Genomic DNA, 12,391 nt, shown 5'->3' with positions numbered 1-12,391 from the left:
CCCCGCCGGCCGCCCGCGGCCCCGCCGGCCCGTCGGTCCTCCGACGGGGCCTCCGACCGGGCGCGGGATGGCGTACGCCACACTGTGCGGCGGACCGGGGTATGACGTGGACCACGTGTGACCACCCCGAACTCGCGTACGCTGGCGAATCACTCGCCCGTCGATGCCGGGCCCGAGGGGCGCGCACCTCACACGTCACCGTCGGTCCGCCGAGTGCGAGGGACTCATCGGGAGGTACGTAGATGTCCGGGACGACCACGGCCGGAGTCCGGCTGCGCAAAGCCGCCGACGACGCCAATCGCTGGGTCGTCCTCGTCGTCCTCTGTCTCAGTCTTCTGGTCGTCGCCCTCGACGCGACCGTGCTCCATGTCGCGGTTCCCTCCCTCACCGAGGACCTGCGCCCGAGCGGCACGGCCCTCCTGTGGATCGTCGACGCCTACCCCCTCGTCTGCGCCTCACTGCTCATCCTCTTCGGCACGCTGGGTGACCGGATCGGCCGACGGCGCGTGCTCCTGACCGGTTACGCGCTGTTCGGCGCCGCCTCCGTGCTCGCCGCGACGGCTGATACCTCCGGTGTCCTGATAGCGGCCCGCGCCCTCCTCGGCGTCGGGGGCGCGATGATCATGCCCGCCACGCTGTCGATCCTGCGCCAGGTCTTCCCCGACCGCCGGGAGCGGGCGCTCGCCATCGGGGTGTGGACCGCGGTCGCCGCAGTGGGCGCCGCCACCGGTCCGGTCGTCGGCGGCTTCCTGGTCGAACACTTCTGGTGGGGCTCGGTCTTCCTGATCAACATTCCGCTGATGGCCGTGATCCTGCCGCTCGGCCGCTGGCTGCTGCCCGAATCGCGTGGCGGCGAAGACGGTCCGTGGGATGTGCTGGGCGCGCTGATGGCCGCGGCCGGGGTGCTCGGCCTCGTCCTGGGCGTCAAGCGCCTGGGCGGCGGGGCGGGGCTCCTGGACCCGGTCGCGCTCGGCCCGCTGGCCCTGGGCCTCGCCCTCCTGATCCTCTTCGTCCGGCGGCAGAAGCGCCGCAGGCATCCGCTGATCGACGTCTCGATGTTCGCCCGCCCGGCCTTCTCCACCGCCGTCGGCTGCATCGTCCTCGCCATGCTGGCGCTCGTCGGCCTCCAGCTGATCGCCGTCCAGTACCTCCAGCTGGTGCTGGGGCTCACCCCGCTGGAGACCGGACTGCGCCTGTTGCCGCTGACCTTCGCGGCGATGGCCGCGGGCGCCACCGGCTCGTACACCCTGCGCCGGTTCGGCCCCCGGCGCATGGTCGGCTGGGGCTTCGTCCTCACCGCCTCCTCGGTGCTGGTGCTCACCGCGATGGGCCAGCACGACCGGCCGGCCTTGCTGACCTGCGCCTTCGTCCTGCTCGGCTTCGGACTGCAGACCACGCTCTTCGGCGCGTACGAGTCGATGCTCAGCGACGCCCCGCCGGAGCGGGCGGGCGGCGCGGCGGCGATCGGCGAGACCTCCTACCAGCTGGGCGCCGGTCTCGGCATCGCGCTGCTCGGCAGTGTCATGAACGCCGCCTACGCCCCCGGCCTCGCCTCTCTCCGGGAGCAGGGCGTCCCCGCCCGCGCCGGGGCCGAGGCCTCCCACTCGCTGGGCGAGGCCTACCAGGTCGCCGCGCAGCTCGGCGGTCCGATGGGCGATCTGCTGCGCACCACGGCCCGGCACGCCTTCATCGGCGGCCTCCACATCACGCTCTTCGTCAGTGCCGGGCTGCTGCTGCTCGGGGCGCTGGCCGCGCTGCGGCTGCCGAAGGCCATGGAGTGCCCGCCGAAGGAGCCCTGCCGCCGGAGCGAAGCCGAGCCGGCCGGACTGCCCGAGCCGGTCGACGCGGCCGAGGTGGCCGAGGCCGTCCGCCCGGCTGCGCGGAACCGGCCGGTCCCGCGCCCGGTGCTGCCCGCGCGCCGCGAACCGGCCGAGGCGGCCGGCTCTGGACGAGCGGCACGCTGACCCGTAACGTCAGCACGACGCCCTGACTACCACTGCTAGTTTTCGGAGGGCGGGCGTCTCCCGGTCCCTCCGAGCACCGTGCGAGCCGCCGGAGGCACCCTCATGTCCAGCACCGCGTCCGCGAAGCCGTCGAAGCTCCCGCCGTTCGACGCCGCCGACCCCCTCGGCATCGACGACCTGCTCGGCCCGGACGACCTCGCGATCCGCGACACCGTCCGCACCTGGGCCACCGACCGCGTCCTGCCGCACATCGCCGAGTGGTACGAGAAGGGCGAACTGCCCGGCATCCGTGAGCTGGCCCGCGAACTCGGCGCCCTGGGCGCGCTCGGCATGTCCCTGGACGGCTACGGCTGCGCCGGGGCGAGCGCGGTGCAGTACGGGCTGGCCTGCCTGGAGCTGGAGGCCGCCGACTCCGGGATCCGCTCGCTCGTCTCCGTACAGGGGTCGCTCGCCATGTACGCGATCCACCGCTTCGGCTCCGAGGAGCAGAAGCAGCGGTGGCTGCCGGGCATGGCGGCGGGCGAGATCATCGGCTGCTTCGGCCTGACCGAGCCCGACCACGGCTCCGACCCGGCCGGGATGCGGACGTACGCCAAGCGCGACGGCGAGGACTGGGTCCTCACCGGCCGCAAGATGTGGATCACCAACGGCTCGGTCGCCGGGGTCGCGGTCGTCTGGGCGCAGACCGACGAGGGCGAGGACGGCCGGGGCATCCGGGGCTTCGTCGTGCCGACCGACGCCCCCGGCTTCGCCGCCCCGGAGATCCACCACAAGTGGTCGCTGCGCGCCTCGGTCACCAGTGAGCTGGTCATGGACGAGGTGCGGCTGCCGGCCGACGCGGTGCTGCCGGACGCGAAGGGGCTGCGCGGCCCGCTCAGCTGTCTGAGCCATGCGCGCTACGGCATCGTCTGGGGGTCCATGGGGGCGGCGCGGGCCAGCTTCGAGTCGGCCCTCGACTACGCGCAAAGCCGGGAGCAGTTCGGCCGCCCGATCGGCGGCTTCCAGCTCACCCAGGCCAAGCTGGCGGACATGGCCCTGGAGCTGCACAAGGGCGTCCTGCTCGCCCACCACCTGGGGAGGCGCATGGACGCGGGACAGCTCCGCCCCGAGCAGGTCAGTTTCGGCAAGCTCAACAACGTGCGGGAGGCGATCGAGATCTGCCGCACCTCGCGCACGATCCTCGGGGCCAACGGAATCTCGCTGGAGTACCCGGTCATGCGGCACGCGACGAACCTGGAGTCGGTGCTCACCTACGAGGGCACCGTGGAGATGCACCAACTGGTACTGGGCAAGGCGCTCACCGGTCTCGACGCCTTCCGGTGACGGAGGTGCGCCGTGACGCACACGCCGGCCGGCGGCGTTGACCGGATCTTTCCGGCGAGCGCCCTGCTCAGCTCTGGTTGAAGAAGCCGTCGGTCTTCCGGCCGGCGGCTTCGCCCGCCACCACCTGGGTGTCGGCGGGGGAGAGCAGGAAGACCCGGGTGGCCACCCGGTCGATCGAGCCGCGCAGACCGAAGATCAGCCCGGCGGCGAAGTCCACCACGCGCTTGGCGTCGGCGGGGTCCATGGCCGTGAGGTTGACGATCACCGGGACGCCGTCCCGGAACAGCTCGCCGATGGCCCGGGCGTCCCGGAAGCTGTCCGGGGTCACCGTCGCGATCCGGCGGTCCCGCTCCTCGGCCGCCTCGGCGGCCACCTGCACCCGCGGGTCGGTGACCCAGGCCTGGTTGCCCGTACCGGTCTCCGAGCCCTCGTTGTACTCGTCGTCGTAGTACCGCTCGTCGTTGTCCTCCACGAGGCCCAGCCAGGCACTCGCCTTGCGCACCGATCCCATGGACGCCTCCTCTCACCGCGGTTCTGTGGCGTTCCGCATCTCTTTCGTATCCCTATGGTCGTCCATGATGCGGATAGCGCGCCAAGTAGATAGTCGGCTCGCAGGCGATTCGTGACGCTACTGGTGCAGAGGATGTGGCGATTCGTCAGGGTTCGTCCTGCATAAGGGGGGTTGCAAAAAGAAAATATGATGCTTCGAGCCGTACGGGTGATCCTGCCGACGGACGGGTGAACGGTGGCTGGATTACGATGCACGACGCCCCGGTGCGCGAGCGTCGCGCACCGGTTGAACGGCTCCCGGGGGATCGTCGTGTTCGGAATCGTCAGGCCCTGCACCCACCGTCTCTCCGAAGGTCTCAGAGTCGAGTGGACGGCCCATCTCTGCGGCCTCTGCCTGGCCCTGAGGGCGGATCACGGACAGTTCGCCCGTATCGTGACGAACTATGACGGCCTCATCGTCTCCGTCCTGACGGAGGCTCAGACGGGCCTCGTACCCGGCGGCCGTCGCACCGCGGGCCCCTGCCCGCTGCGCGCCATGCGCGCCGCACCGGTCGCCCAGGGCGAGGGGGCCCGGCTCGCTGCCGCCGTCTCGCTCGTCCTCGCCTCGGCCAAGGTCCGCGACCACGTCGCCGACCGGGACGGGCTGTTGGCCCGCCGTCCGGTCGCCGCCGCCGCGCGCCGGGTCGCCGCCGGATGGGACCGGGCGGGCGCCCGGACCGGGGCGGCCCTCGGCTTCGACACCGCCCTCCTGGTCGACGCGGTCGACCGGCAGACCGGCATCGAGACGCTCGCCGGGATCGGCACCCCGCTGCTGACGGTCACCGAGCCCACCGAGACCGCCACCGCCGCCGCCTTCGCCCACACCGCCCACCTCGCCGGGAAGCCGCAGAACGCCGCGCCCCTCGCGGAGGCCGGCCGGCTCTTCGGGCGGCTCGCCCATCTGCTGGACGCGGTCGAGGACCGGGAGGCCGATGCCGCGTCGGGCGCCTGGAACCCGCTGACCGCCACCGGCACCCCGCTCGCCGAGGCACGCCGGCTCTGCGACGACGCGCTGCACGGCGTACGGCTCGCGCTGCGCGAGGTGGAGTTCACCGACGGCAAGCTCGTCCACGTCCTGCTCGCCCACGAACTGCGGCGCTCGGTCGACCGCGCGTTCGGCACCTCCTCCTGCTCGCATCGAGAGGGCCAGGAAGGCCAGGAGGGCCAGGGGCCGCTGACCCCGGACGGCTCCTTCGGCCCCCCGCCGGGCAATCCGTACGGGGCGCCGCCCGGCAACCCCTACGCCCCCGGCGGCCCCGGCTCCCCGCCGCCTCCGCCGCAGCCGCCCCGCGACCGGCGCGGGCTGATCGCGGGCTGCCTGGTCTGGGTCGGGCTCGCCTGCACCTGCCAGATGTGCTGCGGGAGCTTCGAGGACCCCTGGAGCCGGGAGCGGCGGCAGGCGCCGTGCCAGAGCTGCGGCGACTGCTGCGAGGCGTGCAACTGCTGCGGTCAGTGCGGCGAGGGCTGCTGCTGTTGCGGCGATTCCTGCGGCTGCGACTGCTGAGGCGGGCAGGGCTGACACCCGGTCACCTCGCCCCGGGCGGTGCGGGCTCGGTGGGCTCGATCGCGGACCCGGTGGCGCCCCGCTTCCCCGGTGTGCGGCCGTCGGCGCCGTGCTCCTGGATCCGGCCGGCCCGAGGCCCGGACGACGTCGTCGAGGGCCGTTTTGCTCCTGCGGGAGAGCGGCGCGTTCCGCTCCGGCTGCACCGGCGCCACTGCGGTCGCACCTCGGCCTCCCGGAGCCGGTGTGGAAAGGTTGGCCGCATGAGCACCGACGCACAGCAGCAGGATCAGGGCGGCGGCGGGCCGGACGCCGCGCGGGACTGGCAGCGGTGGCACGAAGGGCGCGTCGTCGCCGTCGCCGCCCCGTACGGCCCGCTCTCCCTGACCGGGACCCACTGGCTCGCCGACTACCCGGAAGGTCGAATTCCGGCCGTGCCCGGTCGCTGGCGCGAGGACGGCGACGCGGTGGTCCTCACGGCGGCCGCCGAGGACGGCATCGTCGTCGACGGCAAGCCCCTGACCGGCGAGGTCCGGCTCGGCGCGGACCGCGGACCCATCGACGACTCCCGGGTCGCCCGGGGGGAGCGGCGGCTGGTGGTCCTCCGCCGCGAAGGGCTGTGGGCGGTACGGGACTTCGACCCGGGATCACCGGCCCGGCACGCCTTCTCGACCATCGAGGCCACCCCGTACGACCCCCGCTGGACGCTGCCCGGGACCTTCCGCCCGTACGCCGACCGGACCGTACGGGTGGCCAACGCGGACGGGGTCGAGCGCGGGCTCGGGCTCGGCGGGGAGGTCGCCTTCACGGTCGACGGCCAGGAGCACACGCTCCAGGTCGCGGTCGAGCCCGATGGATCGCTGTGGGCCGTCTTCGCCGATGTGACCAGCGGGGACAGCAGTTACCGCTTCCGCTTCCTGCGGCCCGGCGCGCCCGCCGGCGACGGCAGCGTCAGCCTCGACTTCAACCGCGCGCTGCTGCCGCCGTGCGCCTTCGCCGATCACTTCATCTGCCCCTTCCCGCCCCCGGGCAACACGCTCACGGTGGCGGTCCCGGCGGGGGAGCGGAACCGGATCGACGCCTGACCCCGCGAGTGGCCTCTCCGGCCCCGGCAGCCCCACGGCTCCCGGGGCCGGAGGCCTGGGGGGACCGTGTGGCCGAAAGGCATTCTTGCGTCTCCCGTCCGGGCCCCTCGATACTCCGGTCAGCGATTGTCAGGGGCACGGCAATTCCGGAACCCGGACAAGCCCCCGACTGCGCCTCACGGGCCCGCCACCCCACAGGAGGGCCCCCGATTCCCCTCGGAGGAACCCGACGTGAGGATCAAGCGCACCAACAACCGCTCCAAAGCGGCGAGACGCGTCCGTACCACGGCCGTCCTCGCGGGGCTCGCCGCCGTCGCGGCGATGGCCATCCCCACCGCGAACGCCGAAACCCCCCGAACGTTCAGCGCCAACCAGCTGACCGCGGCGAGCGACGCCGTGCTCGGCGCCGACATCGCGGGCACCGCCTGGAACATCGACCCGCAGACCAAGCGCCTCGTCGTGACCGTCGACAGCACGGTCTCGCAGGCGGAGATCAAGCAGATCAAGAAGTCGGCGGGCACCAACGCCGGCGCGCTGCGGATCGAACGCACCCCCGGCAAGTTCACCAAGCTGATCTCCGGCGGCGACGCGATCTACTCGAACACCGGACGCTGCTCGCTGGGCTTCAACGTCCGCAGCGGCAGCACCTATTACTTCCTCACCGCCGGTCACTGCACCGACGGCGCGTCCACCTGGTGGGCCAACTCGGCCCGTACCACGGTGCTCGGCACGACCGCCGGATCGAGCTTCCCGAACAACGACTACGGCATCGTGCGCTACACCAACAGCAGCATCACCAAGAGCGGCACCGTCGGCAACCAGGACATCACCAGCGCCGCCAACGCCACCGTCGGCATGGCCGTCACCCGCCGCGGCTCCACCACCGGCACCCACAGCGGATCGGTCACCGGACTCAACGCCACCGTCAACTACGGGGGCGGCGACGTCGTCTACGGCATGATCCGCACCAACGTGTGCGCCGAGCCCGGCGACTCCGGCGGCCCGCTCTACTCCGGCACCCGGGCGATCGGTCTCACCTCCGGTGGCAGCGGCAACTGCTCCTTTGGCGGCACGACCTTCTTCCAGCCGGTCGTGGAAGCCCTGAACGCGTACGGCGTCAGCGTGTACTGACCGGCCCCGCCGGATCAGGTACGGAGCAGTCCGTACATACGTGCCCCCGTCCGGAATTCCGGACGGGGGCTCCCGCTCGCCGGGGGGCTCTTGAGAGGATGTCGGCACGACGGATCGTCGTGACGGGGCGGCAGGGGGCGGGGGCGCTCCCGGGGTGCGCTCCACTGGCGTCAGGGGGTAGCAGGTCCGTGTATCGCATCGGAGTGACCGGTCACCGCTCCATCCCCGCCGAGGCGGAGGCCCATGTGCTCGCCGGAATGCGGTCCGCGCTCTGCGGACTCGACCGTGCCACCCAGGCCCTCTCCAGCCTGGCGGTCGGCGCCGACCAGCTCTTCGCCGACCTCGCCCTCACCTGCGGCGCCGAACTGACCGCCGTGATCCCCAGCGGCGACTACGAGGCCTGCTTCGACAACGCCGCCGACCTCGCCCGCTACCGGACGCTCAAGGCCCGGGCGGCCCGCGAGGTCCGGCTCGGCTTCCCGCACTCCACCGACGAGGCGTACTACGCGGCGGGCGCCTACATCGCCGACCACTGCGACCGGCTGCTCGCGGTCTGGGACGGCCTCCCCGCCCGGGGCCTCGGCGGCACGGGCGACATCGTGACGTACGCCCGCGCCCTGGGCCGCCCGGTCACCGTGATCTGGCGCGACGGGGTGCTGCGCGGCTGACCGGCGCCGGGGTGGCGGCCAAGTGGCTCACACGCGGTGCCGGACCAGCCAGTCGGTGTGCTCGGGTGACACGATCCGCTCGGTCTCGAACACCGCCGCCGGCCAGTGCCGCTCGGTGAGGGTGGTCTCCATGGCGGCCTGCATCGACTCCAGGTCCTGCTCCACCAGCGAGTGCGCCGAGATTAGCGGATGGTGCCGGCGCATCTCGTTCCAGGCGAGACAGGCCGCCGCGGCCGCGGACAGCGCCCCCGTCAGACCGAACGACCGCCCCACCCCGAAGGTCTGGAGCACGCTCAGCGCCAGCGCCGGGAGCGTCAGCGCGACGATGGCGCCCGACCACATGAGCGCCCCGCGCCGGGAAGCCTGCTGACGCCGGCGGTACCAGCGGCGCTGTTCGATGAGCCGGTCCCGTACGTACGTCTCCTTGCGGACCGTGTAGGCCTTGTTCCGCAACGCGCGCATGGACTCCGTGATGAGGCCGCCGGAATCCGGCAGCTCCTCGCGCGGATCGGCCCAGCCCACCTTCCGCAGCTCCTGGAGACCGTCCTCCAGGCGGTTGGCGAACAGCGCCTCCGGATGCTCGGACGCGCTGTCGAACGGGGCGCCGTGCACCGCGTAGCGCCAGCAGTTCGATTTGATGAACTCGGCTGCGGAGCGGTTGAGTTGCCAATGCGACTTTGCTTTGCGCTGGGAGGCGAGGAAGGTCGTGAAGAGCACGCCCAGATAGGCCAGCACCGCCGCGCCGTACAGCGCCCGGGCCGCGGGCCCGTCGTCGGCGGGCCAGGGCAGCGCCGCGGGCACCGTGCCGGCCACGAGCAGCGCCAGCTGCACCCGGGTCGTGTTCACGGCCTCGCGCTGGCGGGCCACGGCGACCGCGTCCGTGTGATGGAACAGCTCGGGCAGATCGTCGTTCCTGAAGACCATGGATCTCAGCGGCTCGGGCAACGCCGTCATGGTCGCCTCCGTCTGCAGTTGTCGTATGACCCGGCCGGCCGTCGCGCCCGACCCTCCCGGGCCCACGAGAGTAGGAGGGGAGTGCAGGACCGGGCAAGAGCGCCATGGCCCCCCGGACGGCCGCCACGACAGGGTTCGGCCACGTCCGGGCAGGGCGTGCCGGGAGGCCGGGCGGCTCCCTGCCCGGTCCCGGGCCGGGGCGCGGACGCCGTGACCGCCGCGCGGAGGGCGCCCGTCCCGGAGCGGAGCCGGTGAACGAGTGAATCACGGGCCCCGCCAGGAGGTCCCGGCGGCCCGGCGAGGCCGCCGCGGGCGCCTCGCGGTTCGCGCGACCGCCTGGGGTCCGGGCGGGCTCCGGAGCCGCCCGCAAGCCTCCCACCTGCGGAAGCCGGCGATGCGGAAGCCGGCTTTCCCGCCCGCGGGTCCCGTCGCTCCCGTCCCGCTCACCCAAGAGGCGGAACGGAAGGCCTGTTTCGACTTTCGAAACACTGGAGTGAAGGCTGTTCCGCCGGCATGTGGAGGGACCCCGCCGGTAGTAAAGTGCGCGTGCCGGGCCGTGTGATGAGACGGAATCCGGCAGCGTTTCAATGTCCGGAAACAGACCCCTTCAGGATCCCCCTAGGACGGCCGTGAAGACCTACGGAACCACCCCCGACTTCGCCCCTGCGAAGATCCGCGCAACCCTCGCGGCGACCGACGTCCGCAGCGCCGACGCCGTCACGAAGATCAACCGCGTATGCGGTGCGACCACGGCCCGGTCCACCCGGATCTCCACGTTCAATTCCGCTCTCTGAGCAGGCGTCAGAACTGGCTAGAATGGCGGAATGACAGGACCCCTGGTCCCCTTCCGTGAATTCGTTCTCAAAGTGCACAGCAGGTGCGATCTCGCCTGCGACCACTGCTACGTCTACGAACACGCAGATCAGAGCTGGCTGACCCGACCGAAAGTCATCTCCGACGAGGCGATTTCCTGGACGGCCCGGCGTCTGGCCGAGCATGCGACCACTCATGCGCTTCCCTCCGTCACAGTGATCCTGCACGGCGGGGAACCGCTTCTGGCAGGGCCCGCGCGACTGCGCCGGGTCTGCGAGGAGCTCGGCTCGGCCCTGAACGGCATCGCTGAGCTGGACCTCAGGATCCACACCAACGGCGTCCAGCTCAGCCCCCGTTACCTCGACCTCTTCGACGAGTTCCACGTCCGGGTCGGGATCTCGCTCGACGGCGACCGCGCCGCCAACGACCGCCACCGCCGGTACGCCGACGGACGCAGCAGCCACCCGATGGTGCTGCGCGCGGTCGGCCTGCTCCGCGAGGAGCGCCACCGCCACCTGGACCTCGGCCTGCTCTGCACGGTCGACATCCACAACGACCCGGTGGCCGTGCACGACGCCCTCGCCGCGCTCGAACCCCCGCTCGTCGACTTCCTGCTGCCCCACGCCACCTGGGACGAGCCGCCGCCGCGCCCGGACGGATCGCCCACCGCGTACGCCGCATGGCTCCTGACGGTCTTCGACCGCTGGACGGAACAGGGCCGCCCGATGCCCGTCCGGATGTTCGCCTCGGTGCTCTCCAGCCTGAGCGGCGGCCCCAGCCTCACCGAGTCCCTGGGCCTCGCCCCCACCGACCTCGTCGTCATCGAGACCGACGGCACGCTGGAACAGGTCGACTCGCTCAAGAGCGCCTACGAGGGCGCCGCCGCCACCGGGTTCGACGTCTTCCGCAACACCTTCGACGAGGCCGCCGCCCACCCCGGCGTCCGGGCCCGGCAGCTCGGTCTGGCGGGCGTCAGCGAGACCTGCCGCCGCTGCCCGGTCGTACGCTCGTGCGGCGGCGGGCTCTACACCCACCGCTACCGCTCCGACGACACCTCCGGCGGCGGCTTCGACAACCCCTCCGTGTACTGCGACGACCTGGCCGCCCTGATCCGGGGCATCGAGGAACGGACCGCCGCCGCCACCGGGTCACCCGCCGTCCGCTCGCCCGACGCCCTGCTCGCCGCCCACCAGGACCTGACCCGGACCCTGCTCGCCGTGGTCCACGACACCCTCGGCGGGCGGGGCGGAGCGCTCTGGGACGACGCCTGGCGGCTCGCGGCGGCCATCGAGGCGGACGCGTCCGGCGCCGACGCGCTCGACGCGGTCCTCGCGCACCCCTACACCCGCACCTGGCTGGTCGACGCCCTCGCGGACCTCGACGCCGGCCGGGGGATCGCGGAACCCGCCGCCGAACGGCTCGCCGCGACCGTGGCCGCCGCCGCCGTCCGCGCCCGGCTCGACCTGCCCGTCCCCGTGGCCTACCGCGACGGGGGCCTCCACCTGCCCACCCTCGGCACCGTGGTCCTCGGCGGGCCGGGGGAAGGGGGCACGGCGGTGGTGCGGGCCACCGGCGACGGCTTCCTCGTCCGCCCTCGGGACGCCGCGCCCGGCACGGAGGTGCGCATCGCACCCGACGAGCCCGAAGGACCGCACTGGCTCCCCGTGCGCGTCCTGCGCCGGTCGCCCGCCCCCGCCCTCCTGCTGGACGACCTCGACCCCCTCCGCGCCTGCTTCGACGCCCCCGTGACCGGCCGCCTCCCGATCGAGGGCGCCGAGACCTGGGCGCACCGGATCGCCGAGGCCTGGGCGCTGCTGACCGACGCCGTACCGGACCAGGCCGCCGAGGCCGCCCGTACGCTCACCACGCTGACCCCGCTGACCACCGGGGGCGCCGCGCCGGGGCGCCACGGTCCCGGGGCGCTCGGCGCCGACCCCGTGACCGGCGCGAGAGAGCTGGCACTCGGTCTGCTCAGCGGATTCCGCCGGGCGAAACTGCGCGCGCTCGGTGAAGTGACGGATCTTTACGCCCTGGACGGCACCTGGGAACATCGAACGCCTTGGGGGAACGACCCCGTGACGTTCTCCCGACTGCTGGCCGAGACATACGAACGGGCGGGGCTCGGGCTTTACGATCCACGCTTCCTCACGGGTGTCCCGGAAGCACTCGACATGATCGAAAACGCGGCGGAGGTGACGGTCGACGGAAAACAACTGATCGCCGCTGTCCGCAAGGAGATCAGCGGAACGCGGAGTACGGCCGGAAAGAATCACGGCAGGGGCCTCTCGCCGGCCGGTCAGGGAACGAACGTCCTGGTGTCTGACCGGAAAGTGACGTTCGAATGACCGAACGGGAGGGGCTGGAACGCGGCCCGCTCCGGAATGATGAGTTCGCTTGCACTCC

At 72.7% G+C, this 12,391-nt stretch carries 10 protein-coding genes and 1 pseudogene; 9 read left to right on the top strand and 2 right to left on the bottom strand.

What is annotated here, in order from left to right:
• Positions 1 to 242 precede the first annotated feature (242 nt).
• Entirely contained in the window at positions 243 to 1,964 is a 1,722-nt protein-coding gene (locus IE145_RS25430) for an MFS transporter (RefSeq protein ID WP_189527784.1), read from the top strand.
• A gap of 102 nt (positions 1,965 to 2,066) precedes the next feature.
• Complete coding sequence (locus IE145_RS25425) at positions 2,067 to 3,287, top strand: acyl-CoA dehydrogenase family protein (protein ID WP_189527783.1); 1,221 nt, start codon at positions 2,067 to 2,069, stop codon at positions 3,285 to 3,287.
• A 67-nt stretch (positions 3,288 to 3,354) separates the two neighbouring features.
• Here IE145_RS25425 and IE145_RS25420 read toward each other — a convergent pair whose 3' ends face one another.
• Positions 3,355 to 3,798, bottom strand: coding sequence for a cell division protein SepF (locus IE145_RS25420; RefSeq protein ID WP_189527782.1), 444 nt, complete (start codon positions 3,796 to 3,798; stop codon positions 3,355 to 3,357).
• Positions 3,799 to 4,107: 309 nt separating this feature from the next.
• Between IE145_RS25420 and IE145_RS25415 the strand changes: the two genes are divergently transcribed.
• The 4 genes from IE145_RS25415 to IE145_RS25400 all read left to right on the top strand — a co-directional run bounded on the left by IE145_RS25415 (position 4,108) and on the right by IE145_RS25400 (position 8,221).
• Entirely contained in the window at positions 4,108 to 5,340 is a 1,233-nt protein-coding gene (locus tag IE145_RS25415) for a DUF5685 family protein (RefSeq protein WP_189527781.1), read from the top strand.
• A gap of 260 nt (positions 5,341 to 5,600) precedes the next feature.
• Positions 5,601 to 6,422, top strand: a complete 822-nt coding sequence (locus tag IE145_RS25410) for a DUF1684 domain-containing protein (RefSeq protein WP_189527780.1) — start codon at positions 5,601 to 5,603, stop codon at positions 6,420 to 6,422.
• A gap of 231 nt (positions 6,423 to 6,653) precedes the next feature.
• Complete coding sequence (locus IE145_RS25405; protein ID WP_189527779.1) at positions 6,654 to 7,553, top strand: S1 family peptidase; 900 nt, start codon at positions 6,654 to 6,656, stop codon at positions 7,551 to 7,553.
• Between the two features lie 188 nt (positions 7,554 to 7,741).
• The gene (locus tag IE145_RS25400) at positions 7,742 to 8,221 is read left to right on the top strand and encodes a hypothetical protein (protein ID WP_189527778.1); all 480 of its coding nucleotides are present in this window, start codon (positions 7,742 to 7,744) and stop codon (positions 8,219 to 8,221) included.
• Positions 8,222 to 8,248: 27 nt separating this feature from the next.
• Here the strand turns inward: IE145_RS25400 and IE145_RS25395 are convergent, their stop codons facing one another.
• Complete coding sequence (locus IE145_RS25395) at positions 8,249 to 9,175, bottom strand: DUF4231 domain-containing protein (RefSeq protein WP_189527777.1); 927 nt, start codon at positions 9,173 to 9,175, stop codon at positions 8,249 to 8,251.
• A 629-nt stretch (positions 9,176 to 9,804) separates the two neighbouring features.
• On the opposite strand from IE145_RS25395, the gene fxsA reads away from it, so the two are divergent.
• The 3 genes and pseudogenes from fxsA (at position 9,805) to fxsBH (ending at position 12,333) form a co-directional block, all read left to right on the top strand.
• A complete protein-coding gene (gene fxsA / locus IE145_RS25390) occupies positions 9,805 to 9,969 on the top strand; it encodes an FxSxx-COOH cyclophane-containing RiPP peptide (protein WP_189527776.1) in 165 nt (54 codons plus the stop codon).
• A gap of 30 nt (positions 9,970 to 9,999) precedes the next feature.
• Positions 10,000 to 11,103, top strand: a pseudogene (locus IE145_RS34015) (FxsB family cyclophane-forming radical SAM/SPASM peptide maturase); the annotation flags it as partial.
• Positions 11,086 to 12,333, top strand: coding sequence for a radical SAM/SPASM protein FxsBH, inactivated beta-hydroxylase extension form (fxsBH, locus tag IE145_RS34010; protein WP_373296635.1), 1,248 nt, complete (start codon positions 11,086 to 11,088; stop codon positions 12,331 to 12,333). The pseudogene IE145_RS34015 and the gene fxsBH, both read left to right, overlap by 18 nt.
• Positions 12,334 to 12,391 lie beyond the last annotated feature (58 nt).

The sequence above is a fragment of the Streptomyces sindenensis genome, from assembly GCF_014649035.1.
Classification (GTDB): domain Bacteria; phylum Actinomycetota; class Actinomycetes; order Streptomycetales; family Streptomycetaceae; genus Streptomyces; species Streptomyces sindenensis.
Note: the sequence above shows the minus strand (reverse complement) of the source record. Positions and strands in the feature narration are given on the sequence as shown.

What these genes read in the sequence shown, in the direction of transcription:
- IE145_RS25430 (WP_189527784.1), top strand. Translation starts at nt 243, where the DNA reads ATGTCCGGGACGACCACGGCCGGAGTCCGGCTGCGCAAAGCCGCCGAC.
- IE145_RS25425 (WP_189527783.1), top strand. Translation starts at nt 2,067, where the DNA reads ATGTCCAGCACCGCGTCCGCGAAGCCGTCGAAGCTCCCGCCGTTCGAC.
- IE145_RS25420 (WP_189527782.1), bottom strand. Translation starts at nt 3,798, where the DNA reads ATGGGATCGGTGCGCAAGGCGAGTGCCTGGCTGGGCCTCGTGGAGGAC.
- IE145_RS25410 (WP_189527780.1), top strand. Translation starts at nt 5,601, where the DNA reads ATGAGCACCGACGCACAGCAGCAGGATCAGGGCGGCGGCGGGCCGGAC.
- IE145_RS25395 (WP_189527777.1), bottom strand. Translation starts at nt 9,175, where the DNA reads ATGACGGCGTTGCCCGAGCCGCTGAGATCCATGGTCTTCAGGAACGAC.